This window comes from Arthrobacter sp. TMT4-20, assembly GCF_054510775.1.
Map to the genome: position 1 here is coordinate 177,671 of NZ_JBTNDW010000006.1, position 19,005 is coordinate 196,675.

Here is a 19,005-nt window from a genome sequence, read left to right on the forward strand (position 1 = left end):
CCGTCGGCACCGCCCGCGAGCCTTTAGTTTCAACTTGAGGTTCAAGCTTCCCGGGCCTGTCAGTGGGACAGTTCGCTGCGCACCAAAGGGGGCATGATCAGGATACCCAAGCGGGTGGGACTGCCGCGGTTGCGGTCGCGGCAGGTCTGGCCCGGTCCCGGGTCACCGCCCGCCCACACCCCTGGGTTGCAGCACCGGCTTCATGGCATCCAGCACACTTTGATCCTCGATGGTGGAGGGCACTACGTAATCCTCGCCGGCAGCGATCTGACGCATGGTCTTGCGGAGGATTTTCCCGGACCTCGTCTTCGGCAGGCCATCCACCACCACAGCCTGCTTGAAGTCGGCTACTGGGCCGATCTGGTTCCTGACCAGGTCCACCAGTTCCTGTTGAAGCGTCTCCGCGCTGATATTGGCCCCGGCTTTGAGCACCACATAGCCGCTGGCGCGCTGCCCTTTCAATGCGTCGGCCAACCCGATGACGGCGCATTCGGCAACAGCTGGATGCTGAGCCAGCACCTGCTCGATAGCCCCGGTGGAAAGCCGGTGCCCCGCCACGTTGATGATGTCGTCGGTGCGGCCCATGACGAAGACATAGCCGTCGTCGTCGAGGTAACCGGAGTCGCCCGTAACGTAGTAGCCGTCGAAAGCGCTGAGATATGAGCTGATAAACCGTTCGTCGCTCCCCCACAGGGTGGGCAGCGTCCCGGGAGGCAGCGGCAGTTTCAACGCAATGTTCCCCTCGGTCCCGGCGGGCACCTCTTGGCCGTCGCCGTCGAGAATCCTCAGGTCATACCCGGGCTGCGGCAAGGTCGGCGAGCCAGGCTTGATGGGAAGTTCCTCGATTCCCCGCGGGTTCGCGCAGATGGGCCAGCCCGTCTCGGTTTGCCACCAGTTGTCGATCACTGGCACACCGAGTGCCGTTCCGGCCCAGTGGTACGTGTCGATGTCGAGCCGCTCGCCGGCGCAGAACAGCAACCGTAGGCTCGAGGTGTCGTAGTGCTGCAGCAGCGCCGCCTCCGGATCAACCTTCCGCACCGCACGCAACGCCGTCGGCGCGGTGAACATAACGTTGATCCGGTGCTCGTCGATCAGCCGCCAAAACGCGCCAGCATCGGGCGTGCCGACCGGTTTCCCCTCGTACAGGACCGTGGTCGCCCCCACGAGCAGCGGCCCGTAGACGATGAACGAATGACCCACCACCCAGCCGACATCCGATGCCGTCAACATCACATCACCCGGGCCGACACCGAATATGTTCGTGATCGACCAGGCCAGGGCGACGGCGTGGCCGCCGTTGTCCCTCACCACGCCCTTGGGGGACCCGGTGGTTCCCGACGTGTACAGGATGTAGAGCGGGTCAGTCGCGAGGACGGGGACCGGGTCGGCTGGGTCGGCGGTGGCAAGCGCGGTGTCCCAGTCCAGCCAGACGGTCTCCGATCCCCGGGTGCCCGACGTCGGAGGCTCCGACGTCGAACCGTACTCGGACGCTTGGTGGAGGAACCCATCACGGGATTTAACGATCACCGTGGCCACCCGGTGGTCGCTGAGGTCGAGAGCCTGGTGCACTGACGGGAGGTACTCGATGGGCCCGCGGGGCTCCAGACCACCAGACGCCGTCACGACGACGGTGGGCCGGGCATCCTGGATCCGTGAGGCGAGTTCCTTCGCGGCAAAACCACCGAAGACCACCGAGTGGACCGCCCCGAGGCGTGCGGTGGCAAGCATCGCGATCACCGCTTCCGGCACCATGGGCAGGTAGATAACCACCCGGTCCCCCTTGGCCACTCCCTGCGAGCGCAGCACCCCGGCAAAGCGTGCCACCTCATCGCGCAATTCGGTGTAGGTGTATTCCCGCGCCAGGCCAAGCATCGCCGAATCGTAGATCAGGGCCGTGGCGTCGCCCCGCCCGGCCTCGATGTGCCGGTCCAGGGCGTTGTAGGAGGTGTTCAGCTCTCCGTCGGGAAACCACCGGTGAAGTGGCGCGTGTGTGCTGTCTACTGCGGTGGTCGGTGGCCGCGTCCAGGTCACCGCCTGAGCCGCTTCCAGCCAGAACTCGTCGGGTGCCTCAAGGCTTTGGCGATACAGCGTGCGATAGTCCTGGCTCATTGAGCTCTCCTCCACGTCAGTGTGTTGTGGTGTCATCCTACTGAGGAAGCCCGCGCCGTGTATACAGAGGGGCCGGAATTGTCCATCTTTCCGGCTGATATCTTGCGGTGCTGGTCCTCCTTGTATACATTGGCAGTACTAGTGAACACCGTCACCGGTACAGGCCAGCGTCGGCAGGAGGATCAATGCGAGCCAGCGACAGGGCCTACGCCGCACTAAAGTCCGACATTGTCGAATGGCGTCTGATCCCCGGGACAGTACTCGCCGAAGTTGAGCAGTCGGCCCGGCTCGGAGTCTCACGAACCCCCCTGCGGGAAGCACTCGCCCGGCTCGGCGCGGAAGGCTTGACCGCCGCGCAGGCCGGACGCGGCGTCGTCGTCACCGATATTTCCCTGGCCAAAATGACCCAGCTGTTCGACGTGCGCCTGGCTCTGGATTGCAAGGCCGCAGAGCTGGCCGCGGTGCACCGGGACCCCCACGTCTTCACCGCTCTGGCGCAGCGCTTCGAGGCCGCGTCCAGCCTCATCGCCGGTACCGACCCCGACCGGCGCGACTACTATGCCCTGGTCTCGGAACTGGACGTCGCCGTCGACGACGCCGCGGACAACCAATTCCTCCGCCAGGCGCAGGGCCAACTCCGCGCGCAACTCGTGCGTATCAGGCGCCTCGCCAAAGACAACAGCGAACGGCTGCTCGCCTCAGCTGCCGAGCATGCGCAGATCGCCCGGTCAATCGCCGGTGGCAACACCGATCTGGCGATAGCCGCCACCAAGATCCACCTGCACAACAGTCTTGCCCACCTGCTGGCGTCGAAACTTAGCTTCGACGCCGGATTCGCCCCATCCCGAAAGGCTCACCTCAATGGTTGAACATCATCTGGTCCGCACCCACCGCAGCGACGAAAATCTTCCCCGCGAGGAGCAGCTCGCCTACCGGCTGGCGTTGGTCGCTGCCGATCCGGTGGAGGTCGACGCCGACGTCGCCGACATGGTGATCAACCGCATCATCGATAACGCCTCGGTGGCCGTCGCCTCGTTCACGCGCGCCCCAGTGGTCGCCGCCCGCGCGCAGGCCACCAGCCACCCGGCGTCGTCGAACGGTGCCGGTGCCACCATCTTCGGCATCCAGGAGAAGACGTCCCCCGAGTGGGCTGCCTGGGCCAACGGCGTCGCCGTTCGGGAACTGGATTATCACGACACGTTCCTGGCCGCCGACTACTCCCACCCTGGCGACAACATTCCGCCAATCCTCGCCGTTGCCCAGCACACCGGGCGATCAGGGCGGGACCTGCTGCGCGCGATCACCACCGGCTACGAGATTCAGGTGGACCTGGTGAAGGCCATCTGCCTCCACAAGCACAAGATTGACCACGTGGCGCACCTCGGCCCGTCGGCGGTTGCTGGGATCGGCACGTTGTTGGAGCTCGACGTCGAAACCATCTTCCAGTCCATCGGCCAGGCCCTGCACACCACCACTGCCACCCGTCAGTCCCGGAAGGGCGAGATTTCCACCTGGAAGGCTCATGCTCCGGCCTTCGCCGGGAAGATGGCGGTGGAGTCAGCGGACCGGGCGATGCGCGGCCAGACCTCCCCCACCCCGATCTACGAGGGCGAAGACGGGTTCATTGCGTGGCTGCTGGACGGCCCGGACGGCAGGTACGAGGTTCCGCTACCGGCGGCCGGCGAAGCCAAGCGGGCCATTCTTGACACCTACACCAAGGAGCACTCGGCCGAGTACCAGGCGCAGGCCCTGATCGACCTCGCCCGCAAGCTCCATGCGGCCCACCCGGAGGCCGCCGATCCCGAGCAGGTGCAGTCGATCGTCATCCACACCTCGCACCACACCCACAACGTGATCGGGTCCGGTGCAAACGACCCGCAGAAGTACGATCCCACCGCGTCACGCGAGACCCTCGACCATTCGATCCCCTACATCTTCACGGTCGCATTGCAGGACGGCTCCTGGCACCACGTCGACTCCTACACCCCGGAGCGGGCTGGCCGGGCCGACACCGTGGCACTTTGGCAGAAGGTCACTACGTTGGAGGACCCGGAGTGGACCCGGCGTTATCATTCACTGGACATCAGCGAGAAGGCCTTCGGCGGCCGGGTGGAGATCACCCTGACCGACGGCACGGTCCTCACCGACGAGCTGGCCGTCGCCGACGCGCACCCCCTCGGCGCCCGGCCATTCGCCCGGGAGCAGTACATCAACAAGCTACGCACCCTGGCCGCGGGCCAGGACGGCCACCGGATTGTCGACGAGGCAGAGATCGACCGGTTCCTCGCCGTCGTCGAGCGGTTGCCGGAGCTAGCGGCAGGCGAACTGGACCAGCTCAACCTCGTCGCCGCTGCCGGCGTCATTGACCCCGCCACCGCCCCGAAGGGACTGTTCTAAATGTTGTACTCAGCCATCACCCCCGAGCAGAAGCGCATCGCGTTCCGGGAGGGTCTCGCCTCGGGCCGGATCCAGCAGTTCCCCGGTGCATTCAATCCCCTGTCGGCACGGCTGATTGAGGACAAGGGGTTCGACGGCGTCTATATCTCCGGCGCGGTCCTCGCCAACGATCTCGGCCTACCGGATATTGGCCTGACGACGCTCACCGAGGTCGCCACCCGTGCCGGGCAGATCGCCCGGATGACCGACCTGCCATCAATTGTCGACGCCGACACCGGCTTCGGTGAGCCAATGAACGTGGCGCGGAGCATCCAGGAACTGGAAAACGCCGGCCTGGCTGGTTGCCACATTGAGGACCAGTTCAACCCCAAACGGTGTGGGCATCTGGATGGCAAGAACGTGGTGGATCTGGACACGGCCACCAAGCGCATCCGGGCGGCCGCCGATGCCCGCCGTGACCCGAACTTCCTGATCATGGCGCGGACCGACATCCGCGGCACCGATAGCCTTCAGGCAGCCAAGGACCGTGCCAAAGCGCTGGTGGACGCCGGTGCCGACGCAATCTTCCCCGAGGCGATGCGGGACCTGACCGAATTCCAGGCCATCCGCGACGCCGTCGACGTCCCCATCCTCGCCAATATGACCGAGTTCGGGAAGAGCGAGTTGTTCACACTGGACCAGCTCGCCTCGGCGGGAGTCAACATGGTGATCTATCCCGTCACCCTGCTGCGTAGTGCAATGGGCGCGGCGGAGCGTACGCTGGAAATCATCAAGGCCGACGGCACCCAGCAGGGGGCCGTCGGTGCCATGCAGACCAGGGCGCGTCTGTACGAGCTCGTGGACTACGAGGCGTACAACCGTTTTGACACCTCAGTTTTCAATTTTCAGGTGCCCGGTTCACCGGAGCACACGACGCAGCAGGCCCCTTCCGCCGTTGAACAGGAGTTCCCATGACAGAAACGACAGAAACGCAGATCTACAAAGGCCTGGCCGGAGTCACCGTCGACACCACGGCCATCTCGATGGTCAATTCCGACACCAACTCGTTGCTCTACCGCGGGTATCCGGTGCAGGAGCTGGCCGCAAGGTGCAGCTTCGAGGAGGTTGCCTACCTGATGTGGCATGGCGAGCTTCCGTCGAAGGACCAGCTGGCCGAATTCACTGCGTTCGAGCGTAGCCACCGTGCGCTGGCCGACAATGTGAAGGCAGCGATTGATCTGCTGTCCACCTCCTGCCACCCGATGGACGTCGCCCGCACCGCCGTGTCGGTGCTCGGCGCCAACCACCCCAAGGCATCGGATTCCTCCCCCGAGGCCAACCTCGAGAAGGCGATGGAACTCTTCGCCGCGTTCCCCGCCGTCGTCGCCTACGACCAGCGCCGTCGTCGTGGTCAGGAGATCGTCGCCCCGCGGGACGATCTTGACTATTCGGCGAACTTCCTCTGGATGACCTTCGGTGAAGAAGCTGCCCCCGAGGTCGTCGAGGCGTTCAACGTGTCGATGGTGCTATACGCCGAGCACTCCTTCAACGCCTCAACCTTCACCGCCCGGGTCATCACTTCCACCCTGGCTGACCTTCATTCAGCGGTGACCGGGGCCATCGGTGCGCTGAAGGGCCCCCTGCACGGTGGCGCGAACGAGGCAGTGATGCACACGTTCGAGGAGATCGGCATCCGCACCGACGAGTCCCGGGAAGAGGCAGCCGCCCGCGCCAAGGCCTGGATGGAGGATGCTCTCGCCCAGAAGAAGAAGGTGATGGGCTTCGGCCACCGGGTCTACAAGAACGGCGACTCGCGGGTGCCCACCATGAAGGGTGCCCTGGATCGGATGATCGAGCACTTCGGCCGGCCGGAGCTGCTCGGCCTGTACAGCGGGCTGGAATCCGCGATGGAGGAGGCCAAGAGCATCAAACCCAACCTCGACTATCCGGCCGGCCCCACATACCACCTGATGGGCTTCGACACCGAGATGTTCACGCCCCTGTTCATCGCCGCCCGGATCACCGGTTGGACCGCCCACATCATGGAGCAGACCGCCGCCAACTCCCTGATCCGCCCGCTCAGCGCCTATAACGGTCCGGAGCAGCGTCAGGTCCCCTAGCCTCCCTCCCTTGTATTGGATCGAGTTAACAGAAATGACGGGTTTTCCTTGGAAAACCCGTCATTTCTGTTAACTCGACCCTGATGGGTTGGCCCGACCAATTCTGGGATGACTCGATCCGTACTGTCTAGGCGAAGATTGCGCTGAGGACCGTCTTGTTGTCCTGGTTGAGGGTGACGAGCACGTCCAGTTGTTCGCCGGCGATCACCGACCCCAGCCAGTGCCGTGCGTCGTCCCACATGCCATCCCACGGCAGGTCATCGACGGGATACCAGGCGGGGTCCACCTCGGCGGTGGGCTGCGGAGTTCCGGTCCACTCGACGGCGGTGAAGATCGCTGCGTCCATGTCGGCGGCGGGCTGGGCTGGGAACCGCCAACGGATCCGCCCCAGCTGGGTCAGTTGGGCCACGCCGACGACGACGCCGGATTCCTCCGCAACTTCCCGCACCGCTGCCTGGGGCGCGGTTTCGCCGGGTTCGACTCCCCCGCCGAGGGTAACAATCCGCCCGGCGCCGAACCCCGTCTTCTTGAGCCCGAGCAGTACTTCGCTTCCCGATTCCGTGTCACGGAACAGGAAGCACAAGACGACGGGGCGGGGGCTCATGAGGCCCAAGTGTAGCCGCCTCAACCGCCACCGAACCGTGAGGTCTGGCGACTCAGGGCGGACCTGAGTCGCCAGACCGAACTCCCCGGCCTAAGGGGTGACTAGTCGGTGATGATTATCGAATCGGCGATAGCCGCCAGGGCGTCGAACTGCGCCGACCCGGCATACTCTTCAGCTTCCGCCAGGGATGCGAACTCCCGACCCACCTCGTACGGTGAGAGCTGGAAGTTGTTTGTCAGGGACAGCAAGCCGACCTCGGCATTCGAAATGACGTTATATAGCATGCAGGCCTCACCCGAGGTGGGGTCGGTGGACAACACCAGCGCCGTGGTGCCGACGAGTCGATCGCCGGTGAATACCCGGAGCACAAACCTGGCGTCGACCGGGCCGGCGGGCGTATCGATGGAGACCGGTATCGCACGGACCTCCTGCCAGGGTACTGCGGGCTCCATGCAGGCACCGCCGATCCCACCCTCGACCGAGCGTTGCAGGTTGGACACCACTTCCCCGCTGGGGCTCAGAATGTCCAGGCCCTGTGCGGCTTCAACGATTTCCCAGTCGGCGGGCACCTCCACTGACAGCCCCATGCCGGCGGCTGGATACGGCTCCCGGGTGGGGTCTGGGGAGGGCGTTTCGAAGGCCGACGGCGGAACCTGCGACACGATCCACTGGCTGTCCGATTCACACGATTCGGGGGTGTAGTAGCCGTCTGTTCCATCAATGGGGATGTAGCCGGAAGAGTCACCGCCCCCAAGTGCGATCTCCTGCCCCAGTGCATAATCGGTCCCGAAGAAGGACAACGTCCCGTCGGCAAAGGAGGTATCGGTGTTCGGGAAGTAGGCCAGGACCCGCGGGGAACCAGAAGCCTCGATGTAGAGGCAGCCATCCTCAAGAACCAGCGTTCCGGTCAGCTGCGCAGCAGCCGAGCCCTCTCCAGCAGGGGTGTAGGTTGCGAGCGGAGATCCGGCTCGCAACGGTGTCGTGGGCGTAGGATCGGCCGACGACGTGGGTGTGGGCTCGCTCGACGGCGTGGCCGAGCCGGTCACCACCGGCTCCGGGTCACCTGCTGGGAGGGGCGAGGTTGCGCCGAAGTTTCCGCTGATGACGACGGCGGCAGCCACCGCCGCGGCAGCAGCGGTGACCGCCGCGGCTGCCGCCCGCCAGCGTCGGCGGTTCAGGGGCACCACGGTTGAGCCACGCTCGCCCTGATCGTCGCTGAACACCGGGGATCCCGGCTGCTGGGCGGACGCAGCGCCCCCGCCCTCGGCGTGTCCGTCCTCGGCGTGTCCGTCCTCGGCACCGCGGTTCACTGTCCCGGTCCCGGTCCGGACTGGATCAATTCCTCGTATGAGTCGTTCAATGGGATCCATCTCAGGCCTCTCCCTCGGTCAGCAAGACGGCGGGTATGGTTTTGGAGAAAGCTTTACGCGCACGGTGCAGCCGCACCTTTGCTGCGGCTTGACTGCAATCCAGGACCTGGGCGATGTCGGCGACAGCCAGATCATCCCAATAGGCCAGCAACAGCACTTCCCGGTCTGCGTCCCGCAGGCGAAGGAGTCCGGCCGCAACTGCTTCCTGCTGGCTGTCAGGGTTGCCGGTCCGGGCGGACACCCGGGCCGATTCGTGGAGGCGTTCCATGAGCAGCCTGGCGCGCTCACGCCGCCGGTACTCGTTGCCCACCACATTGCGGGCGATGGCCAGCAGCCACGCGATGGTCAGATCTGCAGGGTCCGGGTTGCGTTGCCAGGCGACGCGGAAGACGTCGTTGGTCAGCTCATCAGCGGCTTCACGGCTGTTGACCCTGCGGTGAATGTAGTTGAAGACCCGCGGCCGGTGTTCATGGTCCACTGCGGTAAATCGTTGATCGTGCTGCCCCCGGTACACATCTACCCCCTGCGAATAAGTGACTTCCTCCTACTTCCGTTAGTTTCCGGATAGGCCAAAAAGGTTACACAGAGGATCGAAAACTGTGGGGCACCTCGGGCGGATCAGAGAGCGCGTGGATGCGCAGCAGCATATACCTCGCGGAGGGTATCCGCAGTAACCAGGGTGTACACCTGGGTGGTGGTGACCGAGGCGTGGCCGAGCAGTTCCTGCACCACCCGCACATCAGCGCCGCCTTCCAGTAGGTGGGTCGCGAAGGAGTGCCGCAGGGTGTGCGGCGACACCTCGCGGGTCACACCGGCTTTCTCGGCCGCCGACTTCAGGATGGTCCACGCACTCTGCCGGCTCAGTCGCCCACCGCGCAGGTTCAGGAACAGTGCCGGGTTACCCCGACCGTTGGCGGACAGGGCTGGCCGGGCCCGGACCAGGTAGGAGTCAATGGCCTTCGCCGCGTACGACCCCAACGGCACCATCCGCTCCTTGGACCCCTTGCCGAACAAGCGGACGACGGCGGGGCCCTCCAGAGCCGCATCCACCGACACGTCGTCGACGTCGAGCCCGACCGCCTCACTGATCCGGGAGCCGGTGGAGTACAGGAATTCCAGCAGCGCCCGGTCCCGCTGTCCACCCGGGGTGTCCGTGTTCACGGCCTCGAGGATGCGGGTCACCTCATCGACCGAAATGGCTTTCGGGAGCCGCTTACCGGCGATGGGAGGGTGAATGTCGTGGGCGGGATCGGCGGTACAGATGCCCTCCAGGGCCCAGAACCGGTGCAGGCCACGGACCGCGACCACGGTGCGCGCGGCGGACCGCGGACTCAACGGGGCGAGGCCATCAGAACCGGTGGACAGGGCCTGCGCGAACGCCGAGATGTCATGCCGGGTGATCCGCTGCACGTCGGTGACTGAACGGGCCGCCAGAAACCGGTGATACCTCAACAGGTCACGCCGGTACGCGGCAAGGGTGTTGACCGACAGGCCACGCTCCACTGCCATGTGCTGAAGGTATTCGCCCATGAGCCGTCCGGGGCCGGTTTCCCGCAGCTCGTCCACTGCGGTCCTCGTTGCAGGAACCGCCATCGTCAGCCCTTCAGGACCGATCCGTTGGGCCAGGTGTGGTGCTGGCTGGAGTGCTCAGGCCATGGCTCGTCGGCGGGTCGCAGTTGTTCGTAGCCGGAGTTCCGTGCCACTGACGCGGCGAGAATCGCTGCGATTGCCGAAGGGCTGTGGATCCTACCGGCCAGGACGGCGGCGACTGCCTCGTCCAGGTCAACCCACGCCAGCTCAATTTCGGCTTCCTCGTGGGTGCGTTCGTGGCGCGCATCAGGGTGGATCTCCGCGACGCCCCGCGCCAGATAGATACGCAACGCTTCACTGGAGGACCCGGGAGACAGGAACAGGTCGGTCAGGACGTTCCACCGCTCAGCAGTGAGGTCCGCCTCCTCGGCGAGCTCCCGCGCTGCAGCCGCCACAAAGTCCTCATCAGGAACATCGAGCAGGCCCGCCGGGATTTCCCAGAGCGTCATCCGCACCGGGTGGCGGTACTGGTTGATCAACAGCACCTGCCCGGCGTCGTTCAGGGCCAATACCGCCACAGCACCGGGATGCTCGATATAGTCGCGCACCAGCGGTTCGCCGTGGCCGTCATCGGTGAGGGAGAACGTGTCGCTGACGACGTTCCAGATCCTGCCCTCGTAGACCACCGTGGAGTCCAGCAAACGCCGGGGGCTCTGCTGGTCACCCAGCGGCTGCGCCGATTCGTCCACGTCCGCCCCCTGGCTCATGTTAGGCCTTGACCCCGCGGCGGAGCAGTGCAGCCTTTACCAGTCCGGCGAACAGCGGGTGCGGCCGGGTGGGGCGTGAGCTCAGCTCGGGGTGCGCCTGGGTGGCCACATAGTACGGGTGGACGCTCTTTGGCAGTTCAACAAACTCGACCAGCTTGCCGTCGGGGGACGTTCCGGAGAACACCATGCCGGCGGCCGAGATCTGCTCGCGGAAGTCATTGTTGACCTCGTAGCGGTGGCGGTGGCGTTCGCTGACAGTGGTTTTCCCGTAGGTGCGGGCCACCACTGAACCTTCGTCGAGCTTCGCCTCCCACAGGCCGAGGCGCATGGTGCCGCCCATGTCGCCGTCGCCGTCGACAATGTGCAACTGCTCGGCCATGGTCGCGATGACCGGGAACTCGGTGTCGGGATCAAACTCACTCGAGGATGCGCCCTCAAGGCCCACCACGTTGCGGGCGTATTCGATGACCATGCACTGCAACCCGAGGCAGAGTCCCAGCGTGGGGACCGAGTTTTCTCGGGCGTACTTGAGGGCACCGAGTTTGCCTTCGAGGCCGCGGATACCGAAGCCGCCCGGCACGCAGATGGCGTCGGCTCCGTCGAGGGCCTGCGCCGCTCCTTCGGGGGTGTCGCAGTCGTCCGAGGGCACCCAGCGGATGATCACCTTGGACTTGTTGGCGAAACCGCCAGCGCGCAGCGCCTCAGTCACCGACAGGTAGGCGTCCGGCAGGTCGATGTACTTGCCCACCAGGGCAATTTCGACGGTGTGTTTGGGGTGGTGGACGGCGTCGAGAAGTTTGTTCCACTTGGTCCAGTTGACGTCCTTGAACTTCAGGTCAAGGGCCTGCACAATGTACGCGTCGAGGCCCTGTGCGTGCAGGGTCTTCGGAATGTCGTAGATGCTCGCGGCGTCGGCGGCATTGACGACGGCGTCGACGTCGACGTCGCACATGCGACCGATCTTTTCCCGCATGGCGTCCGGGATCTCGCGGTCCGAGCGGATCACGATGGCATCCGGCTGGATGCCGATGGATCGGAGCATCGCCACCGAGTGCTGGGTTGGCTTCGTTTTCAGTTCCTGGGAGGGGCCGATGTAGGGCACCAGGGAGACGTGCAGGAAGAACACGTTGTTGCGGCCAATGTCTTGGCGTACCTGGCGGGCAGCCTCAAGGAACGGCTGCGACTCAATGTCGCCGACGGTGCCACCGATCTCGGTGATGATGACGTCGGGCGCCTTCTTGGCTTCGACGGGTTCGGAAGGCAACCGCATCCGGCGCTTGATCTCGTCGGTGATGTGCGGGATGACCTGGACGGTGTCGCCGAGGTATTCGCCGCGGCGTTCCTTGGCGATGACCGTCGAGTAGATCTGGCCGGTCGTGACGTTCGCCGAGCCGTCGAGGCTTTCATCGAGGAAACGCTCGTAGTGGCCGATGTCGAGGTCCGTTTCAGCGCCGTCGTCGGTCACGAAGACCTCGCCGTGCTGGAACGGGTTCATGGTGCCCGGGTCCACGTTGAGATACGGGTCGAGCTTCTGCATCGTGACTGATAAGCCACGCGCACGGAGAAGATGACCGAGGCTTGAAGCGGTGAGTCCCTTCCCGAGGGAGGAGGCTACGCCACCCGTCACGAAGACGTGCTTGGTAGTCTTGGCGGACTTCTGGAACCGGGAATTTGTTGATTGCACCACGGAGTTCGAGCCTAGCACTTCGAGGCGGTCCGCGCTGCGTCTGCGAGCAGTTCCTCGGCGTGTGCCTGGGCCGACGCCGACTCCTCCTGCCCGGCAAGCATGCGTGCCAGCTCCCGTACCCGCTCCGCTTCGGGCAGGACTTCGACGTCGCTGGCCGTGACACCGTCGCCGGCGGCGGTCGCCGACACGTTCTTGGTCACCCTGATGTGTTGGGACGCGAACGCCGCCACCTGGGGCAGATGGGTGACCACAATCACCTGGACGTGTTCGGCGAGCATGGCGAGTCGTCGCCCGATTTCCACCGCCGCTTTGCCGCCCACTCCCGCGTCCACCTCGTCGAACACGAAGGTCGGTACGGGGTCGACGGCGGCCAGCACCACCTCGATTGCGAGCATCACCCGGGAGAGTTCACCGCCCGACGCGCCCTTCCCCAGCGGCCGCGCGGCCGAGCCGGGGTGTGGCTGTAGGAGGAACGCGATCGAGTCGGCGCCGAACAGGGTGCGCTCCCCTGCCGTCACGTCGATGACCAGGCTGGCCGCCGCCATGGCGAGTGCCGACAGTTCGTCGGTGACCCGCTCCGCGAGCGTGGCGGCGGCGGCGGTGCGCAGGGCGGTGAGTTCCTCGGCCTGCGCACCCACCGTCTGCTCAAGGGCGGCAATCTCCTCCCCCAGCGCCTCGATCCGGGTGGAGTCGTCGCCTAGCTCACCGAGCCGGAGCTGCCCGGCCGCAGCCCAGTCAAGCACCTCGTCGATGCTGGGCGCGTACTTGCGGATGAGGACGGCCAGTTCGGCCCGTCGCGATTCGACTTCGGCCAGTCGGCCGGGTCCGTCGCTGTCGAGGGAGGCGCTATAGCCCGACAGTTCGGTTGAAATATCGGTGAGGATGTAGCCCACTTCGGCGAGTCGCCCAGCCAGCGCGGCCAGGGCTGGGTCATGGTCCCCCGCCGATTCCAGTTGGCGTTTGGCGGCATCCACGAGCACTGTGGCGTCCTGGTCGTCGGCGAATTCACCCGAGACGAGCGCCTGGTGGGCTTTGAACGCCGCGGTCCGAAGCTCCTCGACGTGGCCCAGACGGATGGACTCCGCCTTCAGGTTGTCATCCTCACCCGGCTGCGGTGCGACGGCGTCAATTTCCTCGAGCGCGGCCTGCAGTGATTCGGCCTCCCTGACCCGCTCCCGCGAGTCGGTCAGGAGTTGCTCCAGCTCGGCGGCCGCCTCCTGCAGGCGACGGTAACTCACCTGATAGCGTCCCAGCACCTCAGCCAGTGGGGCCCCCGCGAATTTGTCCAGCGCTTCCCGCTGGGCCGCAGTGGTTTTCAGGCGTAGCTGATCGGACTGGCCGTGGACTACCACCAGCGCCGATCCCAGCTCAGCGAGCACCCCCGCCGGGGCTGACCTGCCGCCGACGTACGCGCGACTCCGTCCATCACCATTGACGGTGCGTGCGACGATCAGCTCAGCCGAGCCCTCCGACTCGTCCAATTCCCCGCCCGCTTCCGCGGCACGCAGTGCGGCGGTGCTGTGCGGGGCGATCCGGAGGACCGCCTCGGCCGAAGCGGCCTTCGCTCCGAGACGTACGGCACCGGCGTCGGCCCGCGCGCCGAGCAGCAACCCCAGAGCGGTGATCACCATCGTCTTGCCGGCACCGGTTTCACCGGTCACCACGGTGAAACCGCCGCCCAGGTGCAGTGTGGCATCGGTGATGACGCCAAGGTCGCGGATGCGGATTTCTTCGATCACTGGCCGGTACCTCCTGCATGACTGGTCGGGCCACGCCAGCCCTGGGTGGGGAGCGAGAACTTCTTCACGAGTCGCTCGGAGAAGGGGGTGAGTTGGGTGCGAGCCAACCGGACCGGGGTAGCTGCACGGCGGACTTCCACCCGGGCGCCGGGCGGCAGGTCGACGGTGCGCCGCCCGTCGCACCACAGGACGCCCGCCGCGTCGGTGCGGGTGAGGATCTCCACGGCGAGGACCGACGTCGGCGCGATCACCAGTGGTTTGGTGAAGAGGGCGTGGGCACTGATCGGCGCCATCAGCAGGGCTTCCACCTCGGGCCAGACCACGGGTCCGCCGGAGGAGAAGGCGTAGGCGGTCGACCCCGTGGGTGTTGCCATCACCACACCGTCACACCCGAACGAGCTGAGGGGTCGCCCGTCAACCTCCATCACCACCTCGATCATCCGTTCGCGGCTGGCCTTCTCGACGGCCGCCTCGTTCAGCGCCCAGGTCTGGGCTGCGAGGACGTCACCGCGCCACACCTGGACGTCGATGGTCATCCGCTCTTCGACGGTGTAATCACGGTCCACCACCCGGCGCACCGTCTCGGTGAGGTCGGCCCGTTCACTTTCGGCGAGGAACCCGACGTGCCCGAGGTTGACGCCGAGAAGGGGGACTTCGGAGCCGCGGACCAGTTCTGCGGCGCGGAGAATGGTCCCATCGCCGCCCAGGACCATCCCCAGCTCAACCTCGTCGAGTCCGACGTCGACGCCGAGGGTTTCGGTGGGCGCGGTGAGCACCCCGTACTCGTCCTGGATGTCCTTCAGTTCCTCATCCCGCATGACGGGGACCAACCCTGACTGGTGCAGCTGCGTACAGGCTTCCTGGGCAGCCGCCATCGCGTCGTGCCGCCCGGTGTGGGCAAGGACCAGTATCCGTCGTGTCATTGAAGCTCCGTCGTATCCCGTGCGCCGTCTGGCGTGCCGGTAACTAGCCGGGCATCAGTAAAAGCAGTGCTGGAGTCCAGCACCTGCCGGGTCATGCGATCAAGCTCCCCTTCGATCCTAGGCACCAACGGGCCGGTCGGCACTGTTATCCACACAAAGAACTCAACATTTCCGTCCTGACCCGGTAGTTGACTGCGAATCAGCCCCGACACGGTCAGTCCATGGGCCAGGGCACTCCCGATCACCTGTCCGACGGCGCGGCGCCGTTCCGGTTCGGTCGCCACCACCCCGCTGGAGTTCAGTTTTCCCTTGCCCACTTCGAACTGGGGTTTGATGAGCAGCACCATGTCACCGCCGGGTTTGGTGGCCCGGGCGAGTGGGAGCAGCACCAGGGTGAGGGAAATGAAGGACAGGTCCGCGACCGTCAGATCGACCTGGCCTCCGATGGCGTCGGGCTCCAGTTGACGCACGTTTAGCCCCTCGACGACGTCGACCCGTGGGTCCCGGCGCAGGTCCGCAACGAGCTGGCCGTGCCCGACGTCGACGGCTGCCACACGGGAGGCGCCAGCGCGCAGGAGCACCTCGGTGAAGCCGCCCGTGGAGGCGCCAGCGTCGAGGCACCGTTTCCCCTCCACAGCGACCCCGGTGAAAGACCGCAGCGCCCCGTCAAGTTTCACCCCGGCACGGCTGACGAAGTCGGGGGCACCGCCGTCGTCGACTGCCAGCTCCTCAAAATCCTGGACCTTGCTGGCGGCCTTGGCCTGGATGACGCCGGCGCGGCGCACCCGGCCGGCGGCGATGAGCTGGGCGGCGTGCGACCTGGACCGTGCCAGCCCTCGGGCCACCAGAGCCTGGTCAAGGCGCGTCATGGGCTTTGGGCGGATCAGCGTTGAGCTCGGCAAGCAGGCCGTCATGGAGCCCCGTGTACAGGCGGTTGTGGTCGTCAATGGGGAGGCCCGGGATGTCGGCCAGATGAGCGGTCAGCCCATCCACGCTGGTGTCCCCGCTGGTCTCCGCCCTGCGGGGAAAGTCCGGGCCCTCGCCAACCGTTGCGGCATGGTCTATTTCAGCGTCGTCTATTGCGGCGTCATCTATTGCAGCGTGATCCACGCTGTCTTCAGGTGACGGCACACTCGGGGCAGCGCCAGTCATCAGCGACCTGCGGAATCGGCGAGAACCGGGCTGCCCGCGGACTGCAGGGCGGGCAGTGCGGCGGTCGCAGGGTCAGGATTGGCGCTCCACCAGGCGCTGCAGGCGGCACGCCAGGTGTCGAGGTTCGCCAGGTCCCCGGTCAGGTGGACCGTTCCGTCGTCGACCATCGCCGACGACGCCCCGCACCGGTACACGCCGTCGCTGTGGCTGATTTCCGGGTACGGCTCGTAGAGGCCCTCAAGGTCGGCCAGGAGGTACTTGGGACGCTGACCGGCGACAGCCGCCAGCGCCGTCCGCACCGTGTCGACGCCGGTGAGCACCAGGGCAGTGTCCATCCGGGCACGGTTTCCGCCCAGAATGTCGGTATCGAGCCGGTCTCCAACCACCAGTGGGCGAGAGACACCGAGGTGCTTGGCGGCAGTGGTGAACAACGCCGCTTCGGGTTTGCCGGCGACCGCGGGGGTGCTGCCGGTGGCGGCGGTGACCGCCGCGACCAGCGACCCGTTGCCGGGGGCGATTCCGCGGAGCTGCGGAATGGACAGGTCCGTGTTGGTTGCTACCCACACCGCACCACCCGCCACCGCGTAGGCAGCCTCAGCCAGATCCTTCCACCCCAGGTTGGGGTCGAAGCCCTGAATGACTGCATCAGGAGTTGGCTCAGCGGAGGTGACTGGGACCAAACCCTGCGCCTTGACCTGGTCGACCAGGGTCTGGCTGCCGGTGACCAGGACGGTCGACCCGGCGGGCACCAGTGTGGCCAGGAGTTCAGCCCCGGCAAACGCCGACCCGAACACCTGGGCCGCCGTCGCCGGAGCACCCAGCTCGCGCAGGTGTGCTGCAACCTGTTCGGCTGACCGGGACGCGTTGTTGGTGATGTAGGCGAGGGCGACTTCGATGTCCGCTAGCCGTTCCAGGGACTCCACCGCACCAGGAATGGCGTTGGGTCCCGCGTAGACGACACCATCCAGATCAGCTAAGAGTGCATCGTAGGACGAGATCAGGGAAGCCTCAGTCATGGTGCCTTTCGGTGTCCTGCCCGCCTTCGGGGCTGGTGCGAATTGGAGCGGGCCGGTTGAGTGAACGCCAGGTGGCAGGTGCGCGGCGCACCTCCTCCTCGGGGACGTCATCGGGGGCGCCCGGCGTTTCCACGGACTGCTGGGCGGCTGCCGCTTCCGCCGCTTCCTGACCGGCCGACTTCGCTTCGAGACGCTGCTCGTCCTCCGACTCAGTGACGGTGTCCGACTCAGTGACGGTGTCCGGCTCACTGTCGGCTGCGGGGGCGTCGCCTGTTCCCGGCCGGCGTTCAGTCAGCGAGGTGGTCCCGGGACTGCCGGTGGGAGCCGAAGCAACCCGCCGACGGGCGGCCGAGGCATCGGGGACCTCCTCATCGTCACCGCCGAGATCAACGATGTCGGGCTCGGCGAACTCGCCCAATCCGAGAGCGCTGTCGGCGATCCCGGCCTGACGGCGCCACTGCTCGGCTTCGGCGGTACGGCCAACCGCCGCCAAGGCCTCAGCGTAGGCGCGAAACAGCCGTGGGCTGTAGCTGAACGCACGGTTGCGGTCGAGCTGGCTGATTTCCAGTGCGGCGACCGCGGCATCGTGCTGCAACAGGTCTGAGCGAGCCCCGGAGACCACCATGGCCAGTTCCACCTTGCCCGCAGAACTCAGCCCTTCGGCCTCCTCTGATTGAGCAAGATCAAGGGCGCGGTCGGGGCGGCCCAGCCCACGTTCACAGTCGGCCATGACCGGAAGGTGGTCGTTCGAACCGCTGATCCGGCGATAGGTGCGGAACTCACGGAGCGCCTCACCGTAGTGTCCGGCAGCGTAGGCGGTCAAGCCCACTGCTTCACGCACGACGGCGAGCCTGCCACCGCGGCGGCTAGCCGCCAGGGCGTGCTGGAATGCCAGTTCGGGCTCATCCTCAAGCAGACGGCCCGCCATCACGAGGTGGCGGGCCACCCACTCGGCGCTCTTTTCTTCAAGGTTGCGGATCTGCGCCCGGGTCACCCGATCCAGTTCAGCGCCAGTGACATCCTCATCGATATTTGGGGACCGTTCGCGGTCTGGACGGTTGGCGCTGCGGAGGTCCCGGGCGTTGAAGGAACGCTTCCCACTCTCGGCGCGCTCGGAGCCGCCACGGTTTTCGTCACGTGGACCGCTGCCCCTGCCCTGGCTGGCACCGCGGCCGGCTGATGACCCGCCGGTGTTCGGACGTGCTCCCCGATACCCACCCGCCCTATCATCGCGGGAGGCCGAGCTCCGGGGGGCGTCGCTCTGCTTGCCAACCGACCGGCCGCCCTGGGTACCTGATCGATCGGGCCGTCGGTCTGCCCGGTCCGCTCCGTGATTGCGGTCTTGGTCGGCCATGGCTACGCGGTTCCTCTCATTACAAACGGAGCCGGCACTGGTGCGGTTTCCGTTCGGTTTCTCTATGAATCTGTGTGGGTGGCATGCTTCGCCGCCCTACCCATTGTAGGGCCTGCATCAGGTGTGTTTGGGGTGTGGTGGGTTAAGTGCGAAAGGCCCCACCGGTGGTGGGGCCTTTCGTCTAATGGTTGTCCGGCGGTGTCCTACTCTCCCACACTCTCTCGGGTGCAGTACCATCGGCGCTGTGGGTCTTAGCTT

The 19,005-nt window shown here is 66.0% G+C and carries 17 protein-coding genes; 4 read left to right on the forward strand and 13 right to left on the reverse strand.

Annotated elements, in window-relative coordinates:
• Positions 1-162 precede the first annotated feature (162 nt).
• Positions 163-2,109: a propionyl-CoA synthetase gene (locus ACX80Z_RS08065; protein WP_459315506.1), complete on the reverse strand. Its 1,947-nt coding sequence runs from the start codon at positions 2,107-2,109 to the stop codon at positions 163-165.
• Positions 2,110-2,294: 185 nt separating this feature from the next.
• On the opposite strand from ACX80Z_RS08065, the gene ACX80Z_RS08070 reads away from it, so the two are divergent.
• Genes ACX80Z_RS08070 through ACX80Z_RS08085 form a run of 4 tightly spaced genes read left to right on the forward strand, consistent with a single transcriptional unit; the run spans position 2,295 to position 6,605 of the window.
• A complete protein-coding gene (locus ACX80Z_RS08070; RefSeq protein ID WP_019483375.1) occupies positions 2,295-2,978 on the forward strand; it encodes a GntR family transcriptional regulator in 684 nt (227 codons plus the stop codon).
• A complete protein-coding gene (locus ACX80Z_RS08075) occupies positions 2,971-4,506 on the forward strand; it encodes an MmgE/PrpD family protein (protein ID WP_459315507.1) in 1,536 nt (511 codons plus the stop codon). Before ACX80Z_RS08070 ends, ACX80Z_RS08075 begins: the two co-directional genes overlap by 8 nt.
• Positions 4,507-5,460 carry a methylisocitrate lyase gene (prpB, locus tag ACX80Z_RS08080; RefSeq protein WP_459315508.1) on the forward strand — a complete coding sequence of 318 codons (954 nt, stop codon included), beginning with the start codon at positions 4,507-4,509 and terminating at the stop codon, positions 5,458-5,460.
• On the forward strand, positions 5,457-6,605 hold the full coding sequence (locus tag ACX80Z_RS08085) for a bifunctional 2-methylcitrate synthase/citrate synthase (protein WP_459315509.1): 1,149 nt from the start codon (positions 5,457-5,459) through the stop codon (positions 6,603-6,605). Before prpB ends, ACX80Z_RS08085 begins: the two co-directional genes overlap by 4 nt.
• A gap of 127 nt (positions 6,606-6,732) precedes the next feature.
• Here the strand turns inward: ACX80Z_RS08085 and ACX80Z_RS08090 are convergent, their stop codons facing one another.
• From ACX80Z_RS08090 to ACX80Z_RS08145, 12 genes are all read right to left on the reverse strand, one after another.
• On the reverse strand, positions 6,733-7,209 hold the full coding sequence (locus ACX80Z_RS08090; RefSeq protein ID WP_459315510.1) for an 8-oxo-dGTP diphosphatase: 477 nt from the start codon (positions 7,207-7,209) through the stop codon (positions 6,733-6,735).
• Positions 7,210-7,310: 101 nt separating this feature from the next.
• Entirely contained in the window at positions 7,311-8,579 is a 1,269-nt protein-coding gene (locus tag ACX80Z_RS08095; RefSeq protein WP_459315511.1) for a hypothetical protein, read from the reverse strand.
• A gap of 1 nt (position 8,580) precedes the next feature.
• A complete protein-coding gene (locus ACX80Z_RS08100) occupies positions 8,581-9,057 on the reverse strand; it encodes an RNA polymerase sigma factor (protein WP_459315512.1) in 477 nt (158 codons plus the stop codon).
• A 140-nt stretch (positions 9,058-9,197) separates the two neighbouring features.
• A complete protein-coding gene (gene xerD, locus ACX80Z_RS08105; protein WP_459315513.1) occupies positions 9,198-10,172 on the reverse strand; it encodes a site-specific tyrosine recombinase XerD in 975 nt (324 codons plus the stop codon).
• A gap of 2 nt (positions 10,173-10,174) precedes the next feature.
• On the reverse strand, positions 10,175-10,876 hold the full coding sequence (locus ACX80Z_RS08110; RefSeq protein WP_050994977.1) for an NUDIX domain-containing protein: 702 nt from the start codon (positions 10,874-10,876) through the stop codon (positions 10,175-10,177).
• 1 nt (position 10,877) lies between these two features.
• Positions 10,878-12,581, reverse strand: coding sequence for a CTP synthase (locus ACX80Z_RS08115; protein ID WP_019483359.1), 1,704 nt, complete (start codon positions 12,579-12,581; stop codon positions 10,878-10,880).
• Positions 12,575-14,302 (reverse strand): DNA repair protein RecN, encoded by a 1,728-nt coding sequence (recN, locus tag ACX80Z_RS08120; protein WP_019483358.1) that lies wholly within the window; start codon positions 14,300-14,302, stop codon positions 12,575-12,577. Before recN ends, ACX80Z_RS08115 begins: the two co-directional genes overlap by 7 nt.
• On the reverse strand, positions 14,299-15,225 hold the full coding sequence (locus ACX80Z_RS08125; protein WP_019483357.1) for an NAD kinase: 927 nt from the start codon (positions 15,223-15,225) through the stop codon (positions 14,299-14,301). Before ACX80Z_RS08125 ends, recN begins: the two co-directional genes overlap by 4 nt.
• The gene (locus ACX80Z_RS08130) at positions 15,222-16,094 is read right to left on the reverse strand and encodes a TlyA family RNA methyltransferase (RefSeq protein WP_459315514.1); all 873 of its coding nucleotides are present in this window, start codon (positions 16,092-16,094) and stop codon (positions 15,222-15,224) included. The genes ACX80Z_RS08125 and ACX80Z_RS08130 overlap by 4 nt, the downstream gene beginning before the upstream one ends.
• Positions 16,081-16,377 (reverse strand): ubiquitin family protein, encoded by a 297-nt coding sequence (locus ACX80Z_RS08135; protein ID WP_156911324.1) that lies wholly within the window; start codon positions 16,375-16,377, stop codon positions 16,081-16,083. Before ACX80Z_RS08135 ends, ACX80Z_RS08130 begins: the two co-directional genes overlap by 14 nt.
• On the reverse strand, positions 16,377-17,393 hold the full coding sequence (locus tag ACX80Z_RS08140) for an HAD-IIA family hydrolase (protein WP_024477071.1): 1,017 nt from the start codon (positions 17,391-17,393) through the stop codon (positions 16,377-16,379). The genes ACX80Z_RS08135 and ACX80Z_RS08140 overlap by 1 nt, the downstream gene beginning before the upstream one ends.
• On the reverse strand, positions 17,386-18,747 hold the full coding sequence (locus ACX80Z_RS08145) for a tetratricopeptide repeat protein (protein ID WP_019483353.1): 1,362 nt from the start codon (positions 18,745-18,747) through the stop codon (positions 17,386-17,388). The genes ACX80Z_RS08140 and ACX80Z_RS08145 overlap by 8 nt, the downstream gene beginning before the upstream one ends.
• Between the last annotated feature and the right edge of the window lie 258 nt (positions 18,748-19,005).